The organism is Limnospira fusiformis SAG 85.79 (assembly GCF_012516315.1).
Taxonomy (GTDB): Bacteria; Cyanobacteriota; Cyanobacteriia; order Cyanobacteriales; family Microcoleaceae; genus Limnospira; species Limnospira fusiformis.
This window is the reverse complement of the sequence record NZ_CP051185.1, coordinates 4,033,893-4,055,697: the sequence shown is the minus strand read 5'-3', so window position 1 is coordinate 4,055,697 and position 21,805 is coordinate 4,033,893. Positions and strand designations below refer to the sequence as shown.

Sequence of the window (21,805 nt, the reverse complement as noted above, 5' to 3'; positions counted from 1 at the left end):
TGCCATATCGTGATAACTGGTAATTATCGGCCGATACGACCCGTAAAGCCAGAAGCCTTAAATTGCTTAAACTTAAAGGGCTTTTCCAGATTAGAGGCTATAGAAATTCGGATTTCAAAATCGCTAATACCTGGAGGGACAACATCAATACTACCGAGGCGGGTGCGGTTTTGCATTACCCGATTATCGTTAGCATCATAGATCCGCCCGAAGATATCGGCATCGACAACGGTTTTACCAGAGGTATTGTTAGCTTTTCCGGTAACAATAAAACAGTCTGCCTCTTGGATAGAACCACTAGAAACCATACCTTCTGATAACTCTGCCGGACAGTCTTGATAACCGATATCAAATAATTCGATCTGAATCATCGCCCACGCGGGGGGGGTCCACAGCCAACTGAGGAAGCCGATAATCACAGAAGCCAAGATAACTGGAAAGAATCGCGATCGCATAAACTCACTCATTACTACTGATTTTGATAGTTTAACTCAAGTTTAGCCATTGCTAGGGTTCAGCAAAATCAGCGGGTTGGTAAACCCCAAAGGGTTTCAGTGGATATGGGGAATCGGTGACGCGCCCCCATAAAGGCTGATATATGATGGTTAACAATATCAGCATTATAAAGACTGAAGGAGCGATTTGTGAGTCCAGAAACTTTAATCAGAGATGACGGTCTAGGAACGGGGGCTGAACAGTTCAGTATCGATCGCTTTAACGCGAATGTTATGAACACTTATGGGCGGTTTCCTATCGCCCTGGAAAAAGGTTCTGGCTGTAAGGTGTGGGATACAGAGGGGAAAGAATATCTGGATTTTGTGGCGGGAATTGCTACCTGTACCCTCGGACACGCGCACCCCAAGTTAATAGAAGCGGTAACCGAGCAAATCCAAAAGCTGCATCATGTCTCGAATCTCTACTATATCCCGGAACAGGGAGAGTTGGCAGCTTGGTTAACTGAGCATTCCGCAGCCGACCGGGTTTTTTTCTGTAACTCTGGCGCAGAAGCCAACGAGGGGGCGATTAAACTGGCGCGTAAATATGCCCACGATCGCCTTAATATTGAAGATCCGGTAATTATTACCGCCCACGCTAGTTTTCATGGTCGCACTCTGGCTACAATTACGGCGACTGGACAACCTAAATATCAAAAGGGATTTAGTCCCCTGGTTCCAGGTTTTGTCTATACTCCCTATAATGACCTTCCGGCTTTGGAAAATGCGATCGCAGAAGTTGACCAAAACGGTCGCCGGGTGGCGGCTATCCTTTTAGAAGCCCTACAGGGTGAAGGGGGAGTGCGTCCGGGAGATGTGGCCTACTTCCAAAAAATTCGCCAGATTTGCGATGAAAAGGGAATTTTGCTGATTCTCGATGAGGTACAGGTGGGAATGGGTCGCACTGGTCGCTGGTGGGGATATGAAAATCTGGGTATAGAACCGGATATTTTTACTTCCGCTAAGGGACTCGGAGGGGGTATTCCTATCGGTGCGCTGATGTGTAAGTCTTTCTGTGATGTGTTTGAACCGGGAAACCATGCGAGTACCTTTGGTGGTAATCCGTTCGCCTGTGGTGTGGCTTTGGCGGTGTGTCAAACTCTGGAAAGGGAAAATATTCTTAGCAATGTACAACAGCGGGGAGAACAGCTCAGAAACAGCCTACAGGCGATCGCTTCTGAGTATCCTGATTTAATTGCTGAGGTTCGCGGTTGGGGTTTAATTAATGGGATGGAATTAAAACCAGATGTGGAATTGACTTCTATTGATCTGGTTAATGCGGCGATCGCACAAGGGGTTTTATTAGTGCCAGCAGGTCCGAAAGTTGTGCGATTTGTACCTCCTTTAATTGTGACGGAGGCGGAAGTTAATCAAGCCTGTCAGGCGGTAGATCGCGCCTTACACAATCGATAATGGGGAAGATAATGTAGGGGGGTTGGGCTGTTAATTACCTCTGCTAACCAGAAGATTAATCAACCAGCCTCCTATTTAATTAATAATTAATAATTAATAATTAATAATTAGGGGGCGTTCAGGTTAATATAGCTGCCCTCTGGGAAAGGGAGGATAGGTTTAGGGGCATGATTTATGGATAATATTAAACTGGGGAAATAGGCGATCTATTTAATTAATAATTAATAATTAATAATTAATAATTAGGGGGCGTTCAGGTTAATATAGCTGCTCTCTGGGAAAGGGAGGATAGGTTTAGGGGCATGATTTATGGATAATATTAAACTGGGGAAATAGGCGATCTATTTAATTAATAATTAATAATTAATAATTAATAATTAGGGGGCGTTCAGGTTAATATAGCTGCTCTCTGGGAAAGGGAGGATAGGTTTAGGGGCATAATTTATGGATAATATTAAACTGGGAAAATAGGCGATCTGTTTAATTAATAATTAATAATTAATAATTAATAATTAGGGGGCGTTCAGGTGAATATAGCTGCCCTCTGGGAAAGGGAGGATAGGTTTAGGGGCATGATTTATGGATAATATTAAACTGGGGAAATAGGCGATCTATTTAATTAATAATTAATAATTAATAATTAATAATTAGGGGGCGTTCAGGTTAATATAGCTGCTCTCTGGGAAAGGGAGGATAGGTTTAGGGGCATGATTTATGGATAATATTAAACTGGGGAAATAGGCGATCTGTTTAATTAATAATTAATAATTAATAATTAATAATTAGGGGGCGTTCAGGTTAATATAGCTGCTCTCTGGGAAAGGGAGGATAGGTTTAGGGGCATGATTTATGGATAATATTAAACTGGGGAAATAGGCGATCTATTTAATTAATAATTAATAATTAATAATTAATAATTAGGGGGCGTTCAGGTTAATATAGCTGCTCTCTGGGAAAGGGAGGATAGGTTTAGGGGCATGATTTATGGATAATATTAAACTGGGGAAATAGGCGATCTATTTAATTAATAATTAATAATTAATAATTAATAATTAGGGGGCGTTCAGGTTAATATAGCTGCTCTCTGGGAAAGGGAGGATAGGTTTAGGGGCATGATTTATGGATAATATTAAACTGGGGAAATATCTGTTTTTAGAAGAGTTTTGTACTTGTACAAAAACTTATGCTAAATATAGCGATCGCATTAATCCTTACCCACAACAGCCAGAAAGTATCGAGGCGATCAAGGACTTAAATCAAGCAATTCTCGACCCAATTATTGATGAATTTGGGCGCGATCGCTTTCAGTTAACCTATGGATTTTGTTCTAAGGACCTGAAAAGATACCTAGAAAAAAAAGATGACCACACCGGAATCAAAAACGGTAGGGTTGCCCCTAACCTAGACCAACATCTAGCCCATGAACTTAACCAAAAAGGCAAATATTACTGTTCTCGATTAGGGGCTTCCTGTGATTTTATGATCATAAATCTGGAAAGTAACCAACTGGTTGATTGGATTATAGATCATCATTTACCCTTCGACTCTTTATATTTTTATGGATGCGATCGCCCCATTCATATTAGTTATGGTCCCCAACATAAGCGGGATATTTGGGGATTTACCGCATCAGGAAAACCCACTAAAAGAGGAATCGAGACTTGGCTAACAAAAATCATCCCGCCGCCGTCAACAGGGAAGTAAATTAATGTGCTTGAGGGCTTACATAACGCAACCTATCAAAAATAGAGGGTCGCTTGAGGGTAGTGACAATTTCTTCTAGGGGTAGGACACGAAACTTAGAATAGAGTGCATTCACCTGATACACCGTATTAGTATCAAGTTCCAGGGCTGTTAGCCAACCACTCTTAGCATGATAAACCCCTGTATCTATACCCAACCAACCTTGTCCTTGGACAAGATTTCCTGGTTCCACCCCATCAAAAGTAAAAGTGATCGTGTGACCGATAATAATCTGTTTTTTGTCAAAATAGGGTTTTGGGATAGAATGGAACTCTTTACGAATCCAGCAAAAATCGGAAGCAGTTTGCTGTTCAATTGGTCGCCTGGGGTTAACTCCGGCATGAACCAGCCAAGTATCTCCGAGGTCGAGAAATAGGGGCAGCGATCGCATCCAATGCAGATGGTCGCGAGGGATAATTTCCGCCTCTTGATAGGAGGCCACAGTAGTTTGACCACCACTATAAAGCCAAGCCTGCCAAGCCTGTTGATTTCTACCTACTTCCGGGAGGGCTTCCAACATGAGTTGTTCATGGTTACCCATTAAGCACTTATAGGGGCTATTTTTGACAAATTCAACCACCTGAGCGCTTTTCGGGCCGCGATCAATGAGATCCCCAAGAAAGTAGACCTCATCATCACTATTGGGAGCCACCTTGTCAAGAAGGGCCATCATTCCTTTATAGTGGCCGTGTATATCACCAATAACAATCCGCCGCTTAGACATTTTCTTTCTTTATGTCTCAATGAATTGCCCTGAGTGAAAGGTGGCTTATCTACTCAAAGCATTGATAAAACTTTGCAGTTCGGACAGAAAACCTTTTTTCTTAGCAGGTGGTAGGTTGGGTGTAACAGATGACGGGTCATCTCCCTGGGTGGCACGAGCCAAGATTTGTTCTAGCTGATCACCCACAGGTTTAGTTGATTGTTCGGTAATTTTTTGGTATTCCCCCTCAATTTCTAGCCAAACTTCCCAAGTTCCTGGATAGCAGCGAAATAAAGCCGCGCCATCGAGAGGCTTGAGATAGTAGCAAGACTCAATAATGTTTAGGAAGCGTTCCCGCAGTTGGCGAGCCGCGTATCCTATGCCTATGATAGCAACATCTTCTAAACGGGGATTAAGAAGAACCACCGAGCGATCGCCTGCCAATTTATGCAGATTTTCGACTTGGTTAACTTCTACAGGAGATGGAGACACGACCAAAAACTGCCCATCATCGGGTTGTAGGCGAGTTTCTACGGGGGAACGACTGGTTCCTATATCGGTGACTCGGAAAGGAGTTTCTCCCCAATCTCGACGAGCCAAAGCTGCCGACCCTGCATCGGGAAAAAAGACTTTAAGCAGGGTGTCGGGTTTTTCGAGGGCGGGGATAAACTGGGAGGCGATCGACTGAGCTTGAAGTTCAATTTCTGGGAATACCAGTTCAACTTGAATCAATTTGTAGCCATCATCGAGAGCAGCAGTTGCCGCTTGTTTGGCTTGTTCGATCGCTTCAGATAGGGTAGTTGGGAGTTGTGTCATCTCAAAATTCTGTAGGTCGAACCCTTGAATGATACCCACACGGGTTAAAGCGCGGAAATAAATACCGCCTTAGACTCATTCTACCAAAGAATCCGGGACTATGAGGACTATTTTTTCCTAAACTGGCTATCTTGAATGGAAGAACCAATACCTTGAATAATACCGCGGCCAATCAAGCCTATACCCCGACCTAGCACCTGAGTTAATAGATAAACTGCTGTGCTACCAATAAAGGATATAGCTGTTCTCACCCTAGGGGCGATCGCATCGCGACCTTCTAAGACCAATGTCACCGCCAACTGAATGCCGGAAAGTTGTTCTAGTTCTTGGCGACGGGAGGCATAGATTGTCAGTTTTTCAATCCCGCGATCGCCTAAAATGAATAATGTATAGCTACTTTCAAAAATCGCCTGGGGTTCACTCATATAGCGTCTCACGCGATATCGCCAGGACAAGTTATTCCTAAATTTTTCAATTTCCCTAGTTGACAGTAGCCGCCGATCATAGAATGTTTGTTTAACTTCCTCCAGATCCGCAAAATGATTAAGTAAAGGCTGCATTACCCCATTAGCGACTTGAATCACCCAATGTTGCAATAAGGCTTCGGCGCGTCGTGTGGCTTCCCAACTACCTAGGGCATAAACTTGATTATCAATGGTTAGGGGTTCTCCGAATAACAAATGAGCCAGTAAATCCCTAATCAGGGGAATATGATTAAGAATTTCCTTTTCCACTAGGGGAGCATCCCTCAATAATACCGGTACTACTTCCACTTGAGCATCTCTGACATTGAGCGAATAATACTTACCAAAAAAATCGGCGATCGCTTCTTTCCACAAATCTATAATCAGGCTATAACTTTTTCTATCTAGCTGTTCTGGCTGTATCTCCGACAGCCTTAATTCATTGATTAAATCCTCAGATTTACGCAATATTGTATAAATCAGCTCTTGTTTTTTAGTTAGTTTAAGTATATCTATTTCTAAGGGGATACCAGTATAATTAACCAAACCTGATTGCAGTTTAGCCACAGTCACATCAAATAATAGCGACTGTACATCCACCGTAGAAGTCTCAGTAGCTAATACTAAACTAGAATCGTTTGTGGTTGCTAATTGACCAGGGTTGGGGGGTTGGTTAGTTCCTGGGGATGATGGTTGACTAAGGGGGTCTGGGGGTGAGGGAGGATTATTAACAGGGGGTGGTAATGGTGGTATTAACTGACTCACCAGCCACCTGGCGGCGCGTAACTCCCGATAGCGACCCCTAGTAATCAGCAAGTTTAGCATCATAACCTTATCACTAGGGATAGATTCAGCCTCCTGGAGTTCTTTGGTTAATTCTTGTAGCGCTTGTTCAATCGACCTTAGCCCCGGTTTAACTAAACCATAGCGAAATTTTTGCCAACTGGTGAGCGCGCGCTGTGGGTTTCTCTGGGAAGATAGCGCCGCCCCAGAAATAGGACTGACCCAATAGCGTTCTCCGGCTGCTACTTGTCGCAGTGCGATCAAAAGTTCTTCTAATCCTACTCCCTTGGGACAATAACCCTGGACTCCTAAATCCCGGAGAGAGATTAGTAAGTTAGGATCTGATTCCGAGGTAAATAGCAACAGGGGTATATTTTTATAAGAGGCTTGGATTTGCTGACAAAATGCGATCGCTGAACGTTGCTGATTCAAAGTACCCTGATTTTTTTGGGCAGTTAAATCTTTAATCCTCAACTCCAAAATCGCCACTTTCACAGTATCAGGAATCACTCCCGATGTAGGCGCGACTGGTGGCTTTACCCAATTATCTAACACTGCTAAAGCCTCTCTCAGAGTGACCGCTTCTGCAATCACTTCCAGGTCAGAAAATGGCTCACAAATTGATTTGACTCCCATTCTAAATATAGGATCATCATCAATCAGCAGCAGTTGAATAATCGATTGGCTCATATCCAGTCCGAGCAAAATAATAAAAGTATTTTTGTCGTTGGTTTCAGGGACTTATACCTGACCTGATGGCATCAGTACCCAAGCACAACCACCATCGGGAACCATTTTTTTGAGCCTCAACCTACAACCAGAAATCACCTGAGGAATCTTCTCAAAATGTGATTTGTGTTACTCCAAGAAAAAATTAGAATCGGGAGCGCTGTAATCTCCAGAAATAGCCGGCGCTGGGGCTGGTTCATAGGCGGGCGCTGGGGCGGGTTCATAGGCGGGGGCGGGGGCGGGTGCTACATAATCAGAATAACCTGACGAGTAAGAATCCCAATTATTAGAATAACTTGACTCGTTTGAACCCCAATTATCAGAGTAACCTGACGAGTAAGAATCCCAATTATTAGAGTAACTTGGCTCGTTTGAACTCCAGTTATCTGAATAACTTGGCTCGTTTGAACTCCAGTTATCAGAATAACTTGACTCGTAGGACCTAGAGTTATCGTAAGACTGACGAGCCGGAGCGCGGTAAGATTCCTCTGCTGCTCGTTGACTTGCCCAAATAGCGTTGCGTTCTGCTGACCATCGAGCGATCGCATTTCGAGCCTCAAAATATAAAGCGCGACCAGAACCAATCTTAGAGGCTTCGTTAATAGCTGCTGTCAGCCTACCCCGACTTGCTAATGAGTAGGCGCTATCCAAAATTGGCTGATCTTCCGCCGTCTGAATGGTTGTCACCCATGCAGCAATTTTCTCCTGAGCGTCGTTATATAGGGCGCGACCTCGGCCAATTTCTGAAGCCTTTTTCACCGCCTCACTCAATTTATGATCTTGAGCCAGGGCTAATGCTTCGCTAAAAATGGGTTGATCTTCAATAATCTGAATCCGTTTTGTCCACTCGGCAATTAGAGTTTGGGCTTCAATGCGTAAAGGTCGCCCAAGTGCCACATTTTCAGCATAGGCTACCGCTGTCCTAAAACCATCGACGGTTTCCGTTCTGGCTGCTTCTCTCGCTATGAGGATATAGGGTCTATCCTGTATCCGTTGTACTTCATTGCGCCAATGTGCTACTAAGGTTTGAGCCTGAAGGCGACGGGGACGCTCTGGGGCAATCATCTGGGCTTGATCTATCGCCAATTGTAAAGCCCAGGGATGGTTGACTTTAGCTATGGTACTGGCTAATTGTATGCCTACTAAATCCTGAATTTTGGCGGAGGCATCATCCACCATGGCCTTAGTTTCTTGATACAGAAGGCGATCGCTTGGTATTCTTTCTAGCGCCGCTTGACCCTCAATTAACGTGGCCATTTGTAGCAGAGGCTGTCCTAGGGATTGGTTAGAAATCACCTGTTGCAGCTCAGTTAGTAAGATAATATCCTTCGCTTCCCTGTGAACCGGAGAATACGAGGGAACCATTCGGGCGATTTTAATCCCCTGATCAAAATCTTGTTTCTCAGTCGCGGATACCGCCAACTCTAAGAGTTTCTGACTCCAGGAGGTAATTTCTTTTTTGGCTAACGAAACTATAAACAGTTGCTCATCAACCTTGTTAGCCAGTTCTATCGCTTCAACTAAACTCTCGGGAGTAGAACGCTTGGCTATGTTGGCAGCTTCTTTTAGGCGCTGTTCTCCTTGCCTTTCTAAGCTAAGGCGATCGAGTAGTTCATTAAAGCGGTTAGTGTTCCAGTGTACATTATTGAGCTTACCCACAGCTTGAATATAGCGGAAAGCCTGATTCCAGTCCTGGGATTTCATCGCGTTTTCCGCTTGTCTGGCTAAATTTAAACCCTCATCCCAATAATTCTGCCAACCCACCATGGCTCGCTGTACTTCCTCATAGGCGGGGCTATCAGCCGGAACCACCGCCACCAAATCTAAGGCTCCTTGCAAGTCTCCCGCTTCTAGTCTTTGATTGGCGAAGAATATCAGCCTCTGAGACCATTCTCGCATCATGTGTCTTCCCTGGTTTTTCAGGGGGTGGTCTTCTGGCCAACCGTTAACTAGGGCAAATGCTGCTTGAATATCCTCTAGTTTACCCGATTTTGTACTTTGGTCTGCACAATGTAGGCGATCGCCTGCTGCCGAAATTGCTGAGATTTCTTCACAATTAGGAGGGGGTGGCGTAGTCAGTAGCCATAATAATGCACCCGTTGCCGTCGTTCCGAAACCTAATAGGAAAAATAACCAAAGCAGTTGCCATCCCCAAAAACCCTTGGGGACACCCGGCCTTTTGCCTCGCTTTTTCGGGTAAACTATAGGTTGACTTGTTTCTGCAATCATTCCCGCATCACTAGAGACAACCACATCACTGGATGCACTTGCTTCTAATGCAGGTTGGCTAGAGTGTTCAAATTGGGGAGTTGCCATAACTTCATCTTCCTTTGGTGCTAATGGTTCAGCCTAAGCATGGTGGGTGGGTTCCTTGAGTTGTCCCCTGGTTTTACCCCAGGTGAGTTAAAAACACCATTGTAGGGCAACTTGATGTTAACAGATCAATTCCCTTTGAGCATCATTGTTAAGTTGCCTTGGTAACTTCCCACCTAATGGCACTGTATGTTAGCCTTAATACTCAGGCAATTTTGGCTAACCGCAGCTATACCGATTCCTTTGTCAAGCAATGATAAAATTAAAGTAACCCGCTAATTGTAGCTTGGCCCAAGTTAAACTTAATGACCATTAGAATCACACTAGACTCCCACTGCATCAATCATCTGGATATCTCACCTGTTGACAAGGTTGTTGAGCAACTGATTCAGGAATCACAGCTCAGAAGTGCCGAACCAGAAATCAGCTTTGAGATTGACTATCCCCTAGATGACCAAGACCCCCGCGAGTTGTCTGAGGTGCCAGAAGTTCGACTGTGGTTTATTTGTCTTGATAGCCAATATCCCTGGCTACCTTATGTTTTAGACTGGCGATCGGGAGAGTTGGCTCGTTATGTCGCTATGCTAGTTCCCCACCAGTTTCACGGTCGCGAAGGCATACAATACAATCCAGAAGCTCTGGAGATTTTCCTGATGCAGAAAATTTTTGTGATTACCCGTTGGCTTCAGGAGATGGGATTACCAAGTCGCTCCCGGCTTCAGTCTATGGCTCAAATGTTAGGTTACGATCTCGATGAGGGTTTATTTGATGTGATCGAACAGCGATCCTAAAACACTTTGGATTAACAAGTTAAACTATAGCTATCGGTTCTAGTGAGGGAAGGTCTTAGCCTATACCCTTAAACTAGCTGACTTTAACCAGACTGATTATTCTCAGTCAATTATACACCATTTAAGGAAAAACAGCGCCATGGGATTATTTGACCGTATCGGCCGAGTTGTAAGGGCCAACTTGAATGACTTGGTGAATAAGGCAGAAGACCCGGAAAAGATACTTGAACAAGCTATTATTGAAATGCAAGAAGACCTGATCCAGTTGCGCCAAGCCGTCGCTCAGACCATCGCCCAGCAAAAACGTTCTCAACAACAGTATAATCAAGCCCAGTCCCAAGCTAACCAATGGCAGTCTCGCGCGCAACTAGCTCTACAAAAGGGCGATGAAAACTTGGCGCGGGAGGCCCTCCAGCGCAAAAAGGGCTATGTCGAAACCGCTAATACCCTGGAAATGAGTCTCAGGCAGCAAACTGAACAGGTAGAGACTCTCAAGCGGAACTTGGTTAGCTTAGAGAGTAAAATTTCCGAAGCCAAGACTAAGAAAAATATGCTCAAGGCTAGAGCTCAGGCGGCTAAGGCTAATGAACAGCTCAATAATCTCCTTGGTGGTCTTAATACCAGTAGTGCTACCTCCGTTTTTGAACGCATGGAGGAAAAAGTCATGATTATGGAAGCCAAGTCTCAAGCGACGGCTGAGTTGACTAGTAGTGGCTTGGAAGAAAAATTCTGCGCCCTGGAAGCGGGAAGTGATATTGATGATGAGTTGGCGGCTATGAAGGCTCAACTGGCTGGCGCTCCTGCTAATCAGCCTCAATTATCACCTTCTGAGCCTACTGATAGTTCGGCTTCTAATCCGGAGATTGACAACGAACTTGAGGAGTTGCGTAGAGAACTTAATAAATAAGTTGCTGTCTCGGAGGCTTCAGTCTGGGGTCGGAAAACCGGGAAGTAGTAGGGTGTAGGGTTTTTTGGGGCGTGGGGTGTAGCGCCCTGCTTTGGGCAACTGTTCCCTGCTCCCTAAATCTTCCCCAGGTCTGAGTGTGGATAATTCTTTGACTTTGGGGACTAAATCAGCAATAATCTTGTTGAATCCGAATCAAGCACCTACTTATGTTGTTTGGGGTTATAACCATTGGTAAGCATAAATTAACTTCTCATTCTACGATCTCGATGAGGGTTTATTTGATGTGATTGAACAGCGATCCTAAAACACTTTCGATTAACAAGTTAAACTATAGCTATCGGTTCTAGTCAGGGAAGGTCTTAGCCTATACCCTTAAACTAGCTGACTTTAACCAGACTGATTATTCTAAGTCAATTATACACCATTTAAGGAAAAACAGCGTCATGGGATTATTTGACCGTATCGGCCGAGTTGTAAGGGCCAACTTGAATGACTTGGTGAATAAGGCAGAAGACCCGGAAAAGATACTTGAACAAGCTGTTATTGAAATGCAAGAGGATCTGATCCAGTTGCGCCAAGCCGTCGCTCAGACCATCGCCCAGCAAAAACGTTCTCAACAACAGTATAATCAAGCCCAGTCCCAAGCTAACCAATGGCAGTCTCGCGCGCAACTAGCTCTACAAAAGGGCGATGAAAACTTGGCGCGGGAGGCCCTCCAGCGCAAAAAGGGCTATCTCGAAACCGCTAATACCCTGGAAATTAGTCTCAGGCAGCAAACTGAACAGGTAGAGACTCTCAAGCGGAACTTGGTTAGCTTAGAGAGTAAAATTTCCGAAGCCAAGACTAAGAAAAATATGTTCAAGGCTAGAGCTCAGGCGGCTAAGGCTAATGAACAGCTCAATAATGTCCTTGGTGGTATTAATACCAGTAGTGCTACCTCCGTTTTTGAACGCATGGAGGAAAAAGTCCTGGAAATGGAAGCTCGGTCTACTGCGGCGGCTGAGTTGATAAATAGTGGCTTGGAAGACAAAATCGACGAGCTGAAAGCGGCAAGTGATATTGATGATGAGTTGGCGGCTATGAAGGCTCAACTGGCTGGCGCTCCTGCTAATCAGCCTCAATTATCACCTTCTGCGCCTACTGATAGTTCGACTTCTAATCCGGAGATTGACAACGAACTTGAAGAGTTGCGTAGAGAACTTAATAAATAAGTTGCTGTCTCGGAGGCTTGAGTCTGGGGTCGGAAAACCGGGAAGTAATAGGGTGTAGGGTTTTTGATCGCGTGGGGTTTAACCCCCTGCTTTGGGCAACTGTTCCCTGCTCCCTAAATCTTCCCCAGGTCTGAGTGTGGATAATTCTTTGACTTTGGGGACTAAATCAGCAATAATCTGTGTAAATCCAGATCAAGCACCTACTTATGTTGTTTGGGGTTATAACCATTGGTAAGCATAAATTAACTTCTCATTCTTTGAACTTATGATGCTCAAAGTTCGATTTTTAACCATCAGTGCATTTGCGGCTGGTTTTGGTCTATGTTCTATTGTATTTGCTCTATTTACGGTGGTTGCTGAGTTGAGTTTAGCGGCGGCTATTAGAACCATTTTAACTTCTTTGTTTTTTGGAATCAATATGGTTTTTATGCTGCACTATTATACATCAATATATAAGGAGCAAAAATTAATTTCGCGACTGCGTGCCGAAGTTAAAAACATGAACTATATTAATTATAATTAATCTGAGTTTTTGCTAAATAATAGGAGTTGATCAAATGCTAGATTTTCTGAATAATATTATCGGCAGAAATCCCGGTAAATTCAAGGCTAAGGTTGAGGTGTACAGTTGGCAAACCTGTCCTTACTGTATCCGCGCCAAACTGCTGCTGTGGTGGAAAGGGGTTGAATATACTGATTATCAAATAGATGGCGATAATAATGCTAGAGAAGCCATGGCACAACGGGCTAACGGTCGGCGCACGGTTCCCCAAATTTTTATCAATAATCAGCATATCGGCGGCTGCGACGACCTCTATCAGTTAGACAGTGAAGGGAAATTAGAACCCTTATTAATTCCGCCACTATCTTAACATTTGGGCTGGGATTGTACATCTAAAATTAATGGTTGGAGAAGTTAAATTATGTCTTTTGTAGGACTGCATATTCACAGTGACTACAGCCTCCTTGATGGTGCTTCTCAACTCCCACAGTTGGTCAGTCGCGCTGTGGAATTAGGAATGCCAGCGATCGCTCTTACGGATCATGGGGTGATGTATGGGGCGATCGAACTTATTAAAATCTGCCGCAGTAAGGGTATTAAACCTATTATTGGCAATGAAATGTATGTCCTCAATGCTGATGTCACAGTTCAACAGCGAGGAATTAAAAAATATCATCAAGTCGTCTTGGCTAAAAATACCCAAGGCTATAAAAACTTGGTGAAATTAACTACTATTTCTCACTTAAAAGGTTTTCAAGGAAAGGGAATTTTTGCTCGTCCTTGTATTAATAAGGAACTATTAGAAGAGTATCACGAAGGCTTAATTGTTACCAGTGCTTGTTTGGGTGGTGAGGTTCCCCAAGCTATTCTTCAGAGGCGCATGGATATGGCACGCCAAACTGTTGAGTGGTATAAAAGGGTGTTTGGGGATGATTACTATTTAGAAATTCAAGATCATGGTTCCCCAGAAGACCGCATTGTTAATGTCGCTTTGGTGCAACTGGCGAGGGAATTTGAAGTCAAAATTGTGGCGACTAATGATTCACACTTTATTTCCTGTAATGATGTGGAAGCACATGATGCCTTATTATGTATTAATACACAAAAGTTAATTACTGAGGATAACCGATTACGTTATAGTGGCACAGAGTACCTAAAATCGGCGGAAGAGATGATGCAACTGTTTCGAGATCATCTCCCAGATGAGGTGATTAAAGAAGCGATCGCTAATACCTTAGAAGTGGCGGAAAAAGTGGAACCCTATACCGGAATTTTAGGGGAACCTCGTATTCCTGATTATCCGATACCTCCGAATCATACGGCTGATACTTATTTAGAAGAAATCGCCTGGGAAGGCTTGAAAAAACGATTAAATGCTCAAGGGCGATCGGAAATCAAGCCCGTCTATCGAGAAAGGCTCGAATATGAATTAAAAATGATGCAAAAAATGGGTTTTGCTACCTATTTTTTAGTAGTTTGGGATTACATAAAACACGCTAGAGATAATCATATCCCTGTCGGTCCTGGTAGGGGTTCGGCGGCGGGTTCCTTGGTCGCTTACGCCTTACAAATTACTAATATTGATCCGGTTCATCACGGGTTACTATTTGAGCGTTTTCTGAACCCAGAACGAAAATCTATGCCGGATATTGATACAGATTTCTGCATAGACCGCCGTGATGAAATGATTAAATATGTTACCTCCAAATATGGGGAAGAGAAAGTTGCTCAAATTATCACCTTTAACCGCATGACTTCTAAGGCGGTACTCAAAGATGTTGCTAGGGTGTTAGGAATACCCTATAGCAAATCGGATCAAATGGCAAAAATGATTCCGGTATCTCGTGGTAAACCGACTAAATTAAAGGTGATGATTTCTGACCAAAGTCCATCCCCGGAATTTAAACAAGCATACGATAATGACTTTGTACCCATTAAAAATGATGCTGGTGAGGAAGTGGGAACTATTGCTGTGCGCCAGTGGGTTGACATGGCAATTCGTATTGAAGGGACTAACAAAACCTTTGGAGTTCACGCAGCGGGGGTGGTGATTTCTAAACAGCCTTTAGATGAAATTGTCCCTCTTCAACGGAATAATGATGGGTCGGTCATTACTCAATATTTTATGGAAGATATAGAAGCCCTGGGTCTGTTAAAAATGGACTTTTTGGGCTTAAAAAACTTGACGATTATTCAAAGAACTTTAAACTATATTTCCCAAAATCATCACCTAGATATTGACCCCTATAATTTAGCCGCTGACGAACGTAAAGCCATGGATATTCTGGCTAAAGGTGCGGTGAAAAAAATGCCGGAGGATGTGGCGAAAACCTATAAGATTTTGGAAAGAGGAGATTTGGAAGGTTTATTTCAACTAGAATCTTCGGGAATGCGTCAGATTGTGAAGGACTTAAAGCCTTCCAGTATTGAGGATATTTCTTCTATTTTGGCATTGTATAGACCCGGACCTTTAGACGCTGGTTTAATTCCTCAGTTTATTAATCGTAAGCATAAACGAGAACCAATTCGCTATGAGCATAAACTTTTGGAACCTATTTTGAATGAGACCTATGGAATTTTGGTCTATCAAGAACAAATTATGAAAATGGCTCAAGATTTGGCGGGGTATTCTTTGGGTCAGGCGGACTTGCTGCGACGTGCTATGGGGAAAAAGAAAGCATCGGAAATGCAGAAGCATCGGGAAACTTTTATTGATGGTGCGACGCGCAATGGAGTCCCCCAAAATATCGCAGAACATCTGTTCGACCAAATGGTTAAGTTCGCTGAATATTGTTTTAACAAATCCCATTCTACCGCCTACGGTTACATTACTTATCAGACGGCTTACTTAAAGGCTAATTATCCGACAGAGTATATGGCGGCTTTGCTGACGGAGAATAGTGGCAATACTGACAAGGTTAGGGCTTATATTGAATCCTGTAAGCATTTGGGTATTGATGTAGTTCCACCTGATATTAATCGCTCTAATGTGGATTTTACGCCTATAGAAAATAGGATTGTATTTGGGTTGTCGGCGATTAAAAATGTGGGAGATGGCGCGATTGAACATTTGCTATCTGTACGAGAGGAAGGGGGACCTTTTCGCAGTTTGGCGGATTTGTGCGATCGCATTAATCTACAAATGGTTAATAGTCGCGCTTTGGAATCTTTAATTAAATCGGGTGCTTTTGATAGTCTCCATGCTAACCGCAAGCAATCAATTGAATATTTGAATATAGTTATTCCTTGGGCGCAAGATAGGGCGAAAAATCGAGAAATTGGTCAAACGAATTTGTTTGATTTGGTCAATTATGCAACTACTGAGAGTAATTCACCTTCGGGAGAACCTGCTTTTCCGAAAGGTGATGATTATGCGCCTAAAGATAAGTTGCAATTTGAGAAGGAATTACTAGGCTTTTATGTTTCGGATCACCCTCTCAAGTCTTTGTTAGACTCAGGGATACTCCCGGATAATGTGACTTTGGATAAACTGCCAGAACAAAAGTCAAAAGCTGCTGTTAAGGTGGCGGTGATTTTAATTAATATTAAGCCCCATTTGACTAAAAAAGGCGATCGCATGGCGTTTCTACTACTAGAAGATTTGACCGGACAAATTGATGCTGTGGTGTTTCCTAGTAGTTATGAGGCGGTACAACAGGAGTTAAAAGAAAATGCGGTTGTTGTGGTTGAGGGTAAGGTGGAAAAACGGGATGATCAGACTCAAATTATTGTGGACGCTATCAAGTCTGCTGATGAGTTAATTAAACCGAATAATCAGCCAGGTTCCCCCTCGCAACTTCCGCCTAATTTGGCGGCTTCTTCAGTGATTCAACTCTGTTTAACTCCTGAAGAAATTTGCCAATTGGAAAGGTTACAAATTCTCAAAGGCATTTTGGAAGAATATCGAAGTAATCAAGGCTTGGGAAGGGTTCCTATTCAAGCCATTGTTGATGGTCAAGTTTCGCCTAAACCATTGGTACGCTTTGGCTCTCAATTCTGGGTAGAAAATCAAGAGGCGATCGTACAACAGTTAAAAACTTCTGGTTTTACCGTTGATATACTATCAATTGATAATGAATAACCCACCCGGCAATTATTAATTATTAATTATTAATTATTAATTATTAATTATTAATTATTAATTATTAATTATTAATTATTAATTATTAATTAGATTGTTGATGGTCAAGTTTCGCCTAAACCATTGGTACGCTTTGGCTCTCAATTCTGGGTAGAAAATCAAGAGGCGATCGTACAACAGTTAAAAACTTCTGGTTTTACCGTTGATATACTATCAATTGATAATGAATAACCCACCGGCAATTATTAATTATTAATTATTAATTATTAATTATTAATTAGATTGTTGATGGTCAAGTTTCGCCTAAACCATTGGTACGCTTTGGCTCTCAATTCTGGGTAGAAAATCAAGAGGCGATCGTACAACAGTTAAAAACTTCTGGTTTTACCGTTGATATACTATCAATTGATAATGAATAACCCACCGGCAATTATTAATTATTAATTATTAATTATTAATTATTAATTATTAATTAGATTGTTGATGGTCAAGTTTCGCCTAAACCATTGGTACGCTTTGGCTCTCAATTCTGGGTAGAAAATCAAGAGGCGATCGTACAACAGTTAAAAACTTCTGGTTTTACCGTTGATATACTATCAATTGATAATGAATAACCCACCCGGCAATTATTAATTATTAATTATTAATTATTAATTATTAATTAGATTGTTGATGGTCAAGTTTCGCCTAAACCATTGGTACGCTTTGGCTCTCAATTCTGGGTAGAAAATCAAGAGGCGATCGTACAACAGTTAAAAACTTCTGGTTTTACCGTTGATATACTATCAATTGATAATGAATAACCCACCCGGCAATTATTAATTATTAATTATTAATTATTAATTATTAATTATTAATTAGATTGTTGATGGTCAAGTTTCGCCTAAACGATTGGTACGCTTTGGCGCTCAATTCTGGGTAGAAAATCAAGAGGCGATCGTACAACAGTTAAAAACTTCTGGTTTTACCGTTGATATACTATCAATTGATAATGAATAACCCACCGGCAATTATTAATTATTAATTATTAATTATTAATTAGATTGTTGATGGTCAAGTTTCGCCTAAACCATTGGTACGCTTTGGCGCTCAATTCTGGGTAGAAAATCAAGAGGCGATCGTACAACAGTTAAAAACTTCTGGTTTTACCGTTGATATACTATCAATTGATAATGAATAACCCACCGGCAATTATTAATTATTAATTATTAATTATTAATTATTAATTATTAATTATTAATTATTAATTATTAATTAGATTGTTGATGATAATAGCCATGACCTGTCCTAATGCTAACCCGCCATCATTGGTGGGAACCTGTTTAGACCAATAGTGAATAATGCCTTCTGAAGTTAGTCGCTGGATAGTCTTTTCTAATAAATATCGGTTTTGAAAACATCCTCCAGTCAAGACAAGGGGAACCTCTGGAAACTTTTGAGATACCATAATGATTCCCTCTATTAAGGTATTGTGAAATTTAGCAGAGATCAGGCTGACAGGAACATGATTGTTAAAATCTTTAAGTACCTGCTTGACCATGGGTTCCCAATCTAAAATGATTTTACCTGAACTTTGGTGCAAATTAATTGGGTAATGCTCATCAGTAATTACATCGCCGATCGCAAATTCTAAGTCCATGGCGGCTTGTCCTTCAAAACTGATATTGTCGCCATGACCGACCAAAAAAGCGATCGCATCAAATAACCTCCCGACACTAGATGTTCTAGGTGTATTAACTTTCCGGTTCAGCATTTGCAAAATTAACTTTAACTGGGGGAAATTCCCTAAGCTAATTTTCTGCTTATTCAAATAATCCCATAACTGTTCCCCCCACAATTCATATAATAATCCTAAGCCTAATCGTCGGGGTTCTAAGACGGCTTTATCACCTCCAGGAAGTGGGAAATTTCGCCAATGTCCGACTCGCTGAAAGCCGATTTTATTAATTAGTAGAAACTCTCCCCCCCAGATGGTTTCATCTAATCCATAACCAGTCCCGTCCCAAGCTACTCCTAAGACGGGAAATGATAATTGATGTTCTGCCATAACCGCCAAAACATGAGCATAATGATGTTGTACTGGAATGACGGGAACTTGCCGTTTTTCTTGTTGCCAAATATCAGCAGCTAATTGATACGCAAACTGAGTGGAAATATAGTCTGGGTGTGCGTCACAAGCAATCACATCAGGCTTAAAATCATAGATATTACTGAGGCTGTTAATTGCTTCTTTAAATGCCTGAAACGCTTGTGGACTCTGCAAATTGCCAATATATTGACTGATAAAAACTTGTTTTTCTACGGCAATAGCAATGGTATTTTTTAAGTGTCCACCTACTGCCAAAATATATGGGTATTGACAATTAGAAATGCTCTGTGATAGAATAGAATCATGTGTTGTATGGTGGCTATCTCTGTCTAAAATTGTCACAGGTAGGGGTGCATAACCTCTAGCGCGGCGAATAACCATCTGTTCACCCAAAACACTCCGCACGACGGAATCATCTACTGGTCGGGCGATAGGGCGGTTGTGAACCAGAAAGATATCGGCAATTTTCCCCAAACGGTGGAGGGCTTCCGTCTGGTCAGTACAGATAGGCTCGTTGGAAAAATTACCGCTGGTGGCAACAATGGGAAAATCTAACTCAGCCATCAACAAATGATGGAGGGGGGTATAAGGTAACATAACCCCCAAATTAGGATTACCGGGAGCGACATTATCCGCCAAAGCGGATGCACCGGGCAGCCTTGATAATAGCACAATGGGGGCTTGAGGCGATCGCAACCATTGTTCCTCGGCGGCGGATATATCACAAACCTGGGCTATTTGCTGTATACTGCGATACATTACAGCAAAAGGTTTATGGGGTCGATGCTTACGGACTCGCAATTGTTCAACGGCGGCGGCATTAGTAGCATCTACAAGTAACTGGAAGCCTCCCAAACCCTTCATGGCGACAATTTGACCGCGACCCATGGCGGCGGCGGCTTGTAATAAGGCATGATGGCGGTTAGCCAAAACCTGTCCCTGATGATTCCATAATTCTAAAATGGGACCACAGACGGGACAAGCATTAGGTTGAGCATGAAAACGGCGATCGCCAGGGTGGTGATATTCGCGATCGCAATTAGGACACATTGGGAAGGCGGCCATAGTAGTATTCTCCCGGTCATAGGGGAGAGTTTTAATAATGCTGTAGCGCGGCCCGCAATTAGTACAATTGGTAAAGGGATAGCGGAAACGGCGGTTATGGGGGTCAAAAATATCTTGTAAGCATTGGGGACAAGTGGCAAGATCTGGCAAAACGATCGCTGATTTAGCGCCCTGAATAGTTGACTGAGAAGCTCTAATCTCAAAGTGAGAATAGCCAGCCAGAGGCAGCCAAACGGCTTCTAAACTGTGAATATGCGATATTGGTGGTTTTTCTATTTGCAGGCGCTGTTGGAAGCGCTCAAGACTCTCTGAACAGCCTTCGACTTCAATAAAAACCCCCCCCACGGAATTATTTACCCAACCTTTGAGGTTCAGTTGGGTAGCGAGTCGATAGACAAAGGGCCGAAACCCGACACCTTGAACAGCACCGCGAATAGTTAAACTGAGGCGAGACAGATTTTGATCAGAAGTAGACAACATAGGAGATCGGAGAAACACTAAACTCAAACTCTCGAAAATTTATCTGATTGGTTAAAATAAGTCCGAATTGATGAGTTAACAGAAGAAACAGAGATTAATGATACAATTACCAGAGTACGCGATGACTGGTGTTCACGGAAAAAGCCGTCAAATCAAACGACTGACCAGCAGCTTGTTTTTAGCACTTGCTGCTGTGTTGCTGATTGTAACTAAGCCAGCGGTAGCCTTTCAAGTTCAAGTTAGCCCTACCTCCCCTCAGTTGGGAGATACTATTTCGGTGGTGATAAGTGGGGTCAATAGCCAGGAGTCACAACCAACAGTGACAATGGGAGGGAAAAACTATCCTCTGTTTGCGCTGGGTGGCGATCGCTATCGCGCTTTAATTCCGACGACTCCCCTAGACCAACCGGGTGCGAAATCAATTCAGATTAGCAATGGTAGCCAACAGAGTAATGTGAGCGTGCAATTGCGCGATCGCCGTTTTCCCACCCAGTCAATTTGGCTCCCACCAGATAGCGCTGGGCGGCGAGGTACAGACCATGAGTTTGACCGGGTTGATGAATTTAAACGAATTGTTACCCCCGAAAGACATTGGAATGGGCCGTTTTTGCGTCCAAGTTCCGGTGAGGTGACAACAATTTATGGAGTCCGAAGATACTATAACGGGAAGTTCGCCGAAAACTATTATCATCGAGGGGTTGATTATGCCGCTCCGACGGGTTCTCCGGTGATAGCACCAGCAGCGGGTCGGGTGGCTCTGGTGGGGCGTGAGTCCCAAGGATTTGAAATCCACGGTGACACTATTGGTATTGATCACGGTCAGGGAGTTACCAGTATTTTCCTTCACTTGAGTCGAATTGATGTACAGGAAGGACAAATGGTGACAGCAGGCCAGACCATTGGGGCGATCGGATCAACGGGGGCCTCTACGGGACCACACCTTCATTGGGGTCTTTATGTTCACGGCCAATGTGTAGATCCAGTCCCTTGGCGGTTTGACGGTATAGAATAAATGATTCTCTTGATGGTGATTAGAAAATTTAGTTTTGTGGAGTTTGAGTTAATCAGTGGTTGATTGGTGTAGAACTAATTTTATTCTCTGGGCGAATCACGCAACGGAGATTCGGGAATGAACCAAAAGTTCTCACAGGCCTAGTCAAAGCGCCCCTATAGGTGGCTCGAAGGCTTTACTTTTTTTCGATGTCCATTTTGCCCCTCGCC

The 21,805-nt window shown here is 42.9% G+C and carries 21 protein-coding genes; 15 read left to right on the top strand and 6 right to left on the bottom strand.

Annotated elements, in window-relative coordinates:
* Positions 1-23: 23 nt before the first annotated feature.
* Entirely contained in the window at positions 24-455 is a 432-nt protein-coding gene (locus HFV01_RS19050; RefSeq protein ID WP_006668050.1) for a hypothetical protein, read from the bottom strand.
* A 189-nt stretch (positions 456-644) separates the two neighbouring features.
* Here HFV01_RS19050 and HFV01_RS19045 point away from each other — a divergent pair, with 189 nt between their 5' ends.
* Together HFV01_RS19045 and HFV01_RS19040 are read left to right on the top strand one after the other, a co-directional pair.
* Positions 645-1,907, top strand: coding sequence for an aspartate aminotransferase family protein (locus tag HFV01_RS19045; RefSeq protein ID WP_046320389.1), 1,263 nt, complete (start codon positions 645-647; stop codon positions 1,905-1,907).
* Between the two features lie 1,119 nt (positions 1,908-3,026).
* Positions 3,027-3,611: a hypothetical protein gene (locus HFV01_RS19040; protein ID WP_006620791.1), complete on the top strand. Its 585-nt coding sequence runs from the start codon at positions 3,027-3,029 to the stop codon at positions 3,609-3,611.
* 1 nt (position 3,612) lies between these two features.
* On the opposite strand, the gene HFV01_RS19035 is transcribed toward HFV01_RS19040, so the two are convergent.
* The 4 genes from HFV01_RS19035 to HFV01_RS19020 form a co-directional block, all read right to left on the bottom strand.
* On the bottom strand, positions 3,613-4,374 hold the full coding sequence (locus HFV01_RS19035; RefSeq protein ID WP_006668048.1) for a metallophosphoesterase family protein: 762 nt from the start codon (positions 4,372-4,374) through the stop codon (positions 3,613-3,615).
* Positions 4,375-4,419: 45 nt separating this feature from the next.
* Positions 4,420-5,169, bottom strand: coding sequence for a DUF1995 family protein (locus HFV01_RS19030; RefSeq protein ID WP_006668047.1), 750 nt, complete (start codon positions 5,167-5,169; stop codon positions 4,420-4,422).
* A 107-nt stretch (positions 5,170-5,276) separates the two neighbouring features.
* Complete coding sequence (locus tag HFV01_RS19025; RefSeq protein WP_006668046.1) at positions 5,277-7,106, bottom strand: DUF3685 domain-containing protein; 1,830 nt, start codon at positions 7,104-7,106, stop codon at positions 5,277-5,279.
* A 168-nt stretch (positions 7,107-7,274) separates the two neighbouring features.
* A complete protein-coding gene (locus tag HFV01_RS19020; protein WP_193520292.1) occupies positions 7,275-9,461 on the bottom strand; it encodes a hypothetical protein in 2,187 nt (728 codons plus the stop codon).
* A 302-nt stretch (positions 9,462-9,763) separates the two neighbouring features.
* Here HFV01_RS19020 and HFV01_RS19015 point away from each other — a divergent pair, with 302 nt between their 5' ends.
* The 12 genes from HFV01_RS19015 (at position 9,764) to HFV01_RS18960 (ending at position 18,130) form a co-directional block, all read left to right on the top strand.
* Positions 9,764-10,249 carry a CRR6 family NdhI maturation factor gene (locus HFV01_RS19015; protein ID WP_046320393.1) on the top strand — a complete coding sequence of 162 codons (486 nt, stop codon included), beginning with the start codon at positions 9,764-9,766 and terminating at the stop codon, positions 10,247-10,249.
* A gap of 139 nt (positions 10,250-10,388) precedes the next feature.
* Positions 10,389-11,156: a PspA/IM30 family protein gene (locus tag HFV01_RS19010; RefSeq protein WP_193520291.1), complete on the top strand. Its 768-nt coding sequence runs from the start codon at positions 10,389-10,391 to the stop codon at positions 11,154-11,156.
* 443 nt (positions 11,157-11,599) lie between these two features.
* On the top strand, positions 11,600-12,367 hold the full coding sequence (locus tag HFV01_RS19005; RefSeq protein WP_193520290.1) for a PspA/IM30 family protein: 768 nt from the start codon (positions 11,600-11,602) through the stop codon (positions 12,365-12,367).
* Between the two features lie 265 nt (positions 12,368-12,632).
* On the top strand, positions 12,633-12,890 hold the full coding sequence (locus tag HFV01_RS19000; RefSeq protein WP_006620782.1) for a hypothetical protein: 258 nt from the start codon (positions 12,633-12,635) through the stop codon (positions 12,888-12,890).
* Between the two features lie 34 nt (positions 12,891-12,924).
* Complete coding sequence (gene grxC, locus HFV01_RS18995) at positions 12,925-13,239, top strand: glutaredoxin 3 (RefSeq protein ID WP_006620781.1); 315 nt, start codon at positions 12,925-12,927, stop codon at positions 13,237-13,239.
* A gap of 51 nt (positions 13,240-13,290) precedes the next feature.
* Positions 13,291-16,950, top strand: coding sequence for a DNA polymerase III subunit alpha (locus HFV01_RS18990; RefSeq protein ID WP_187758271.1), 3,660 nt, complete (start codon positions 13,291-13,293; stop codon positions 16,948-16,950).
* Positions 16,951-17,073: 123 nt separating this feature from the next.
* Complete coding sequence (locus HFV01_RS18985) at positions 17,074-17,181, top strand: hypothetical protein (protein WP_006620779.1); 108 nt, start codon at positions 17,074-17,076, stop codon at positions 17,179-17,181.
* 80 nt (positions 17,182-17,261) lie between these two features.
* Entirely contained in the window at positions 17,262-17,369 is a 108-nt protein-coding gene (locus HFV01_RS18980; RefSeq protein WP_006620779.1) for a hypothetical protein, read from the top strand.
* 87 nt (positions 17,370-17,456) lie between these two features.
* Complete coding sequence (locus tag HFV01_RS18975) at positions 17,457-17,564, top strand: hypothetical protein (protein ID WP_006620779.1); 108 nt, start codon at positions 17,457-17,459, stop codon at positions 17,562-17,564.
* Between the two features lie 81 nt (positions 17,565-17,645).
* On the top strand, positions 17,646-17,753 hold the full coding sequence (locus HFV01_RS18970; RefSeq protein WP_006620779.1) for a hypothetical protein: 108 nt from the start codon (positions 17,646-17,648) through the stop codon (positions 17,751-17,753).
* Positions 17,754-17,841: 88 nt separating this feature from the next.
* Positions 17,842-17,949, top strand: coding sequence for a hypothetical protein (locus HFV01_RS18965; RefSeq protein ID WP_008049317.1), 108 nt, complete (start codon positions 17,842-17,844; stop codon positions 17,947-17,949).
* A gap of 73 nt (positions 17,950-18,022) precedes the next feature.
* Positions 18,023-18,130 (top strand): hypothetical protein, encoded by a 108-nt coding sequence (locus HFV01_RS18960; RefSeq protein ID WP_008049317.1) that lies wholly within the window; start codon positions 18,023-18,025, stop codon positions 18,128-18,130.
* 63 nt (positions 18,131-18,193) lie between these two features.
* Here HFV01_RS18960 and hypF read toward each other — a convergent pair whose 3' ends face one another.
* The gene (gene hypF / locus HFV01_RS18955) at positions 18,194-20,584 is read right to left on the bottom strand and encodes a carbamoyltransferase HypF (protein WP_006620777.1); all 2,391 of its coding nucleotides are present in this window, start codon (positions 20,582-20,584) and stop codon (positions 18,194-18,196) included.
* A 97-nt stretch (positions 20,585-20,681) separates the two neighbouring features.
* Here hypF and HFV01_RS18950 point away from each other — a divergent pair, with 97 nt between their 5' ends.
* Positions 20,682-21,596, top strand: coding sequence for a M23 family metallopeptidase (locus tag HFV01_RS18950; RefSeq protein WP_006620776.1), 915 nt, complete (start codon positions 20,682-20,684; stop codon positions 21,594-21,596).
* Positions 21,597-21,805: the final 209 nt, after the last annotated feature.

Bases quoted from the DNA above. Each gene is read 5' to 3' on its own strand.
- HFV01_RS19050 (WP_006668050.1), bottom strand. From the start codon at position 455: ATGCGATCGCGATTCTTTCCAGTTATCTTGGCTTCTGTGATTATCGGC.
- HFV01_RS19025 (WP_006668046.1), bottom strand. From the start codon at position 7,106: ATGAGCCAATCGATTATTCAACTGCTGCTGATTGATGATGATCCTATA.
- HFV01_RS19035 (WP_006668048.1), bottom strand. From the start codon at position 4,374: ATGTCTAAGCGGCGGATTGTTATTGGTGATATACACGGCCACTATAAA.
- HFV01_RS19040 (WP_006620791.1), top strand. From the start codon at position 3,027: ATGGATAATATTAAACTGGGGAAATATCTGTTTTTAGAAGAGTTTTGT.
- HFV01_RS19030 (WP_006668047.1), bottom strand. From the start codon at position 5,169: ATGACACAACTCCCAACTACCCTATCTGAAGCGATCGAACAAGCCAAA.
- hypF (WP_006620777.1), bottom strand. From the start codon at position 20,584: ATGTTGTCTACTTCTGATCAAAATCTGTCTCGCCTCAGTTTAACTATT.
- HFV01_RS19010 (WP_193520291.1), top strand. From the start codon at position 10,389: ATGGGATTATTTGACCGTATCGGCCGAGTTGTAAGGGCCAACTTGAAT.
- HFV01_RS18990 (WP_187758271.1), top strand. From the start codon at position 13,291: ATGTCTTTTGTAGGACTGCATATTCACAGTGACTACAGCCTCCTTGAT.
- HFV01_RS19020 (WP_193520292.1), bottom strand. From the start codon at position 9,461: ATGGCAACTCCCCAATTTGAACACTCTAGCCAACCTGCATTAGAAGCA.
- HFV01_RS19000 (WP_006620782.1), top strand. From the start codon at position 12,633: ATGATGCTCAAAGTTCGATTTTTAACCATCAGTGCATTTGCGGCTGGT.
- HFV01_RS19015 (WP_046320393.1), top strand. From the start codon at position 9,764: ATGACCATTAGAATCACACTAGACTCCCACTGCATCAATCATCTGGAT.
- HFV01_RS18950 (WP_006620776.1), top strand. From the start codon at position 20,682: ATGATACAATTACCAGAGTACGCGATGACTGGTGTTCACGGAAAAAGC.
- grxC (WP_006620781.1), top strand. From the start codon at position 12,925: ATGCTAGATTTTCTGAATAATATTATCGGCAGAAATCCCGGTAAATTC.
- HFV01_RS19005 (WP_193520290.1), top strand. From the start codon at position 11,600: ATGGGATTATTTGACCGTATCGGCCGAGTTGTAAGGGCCAACTTGAAT.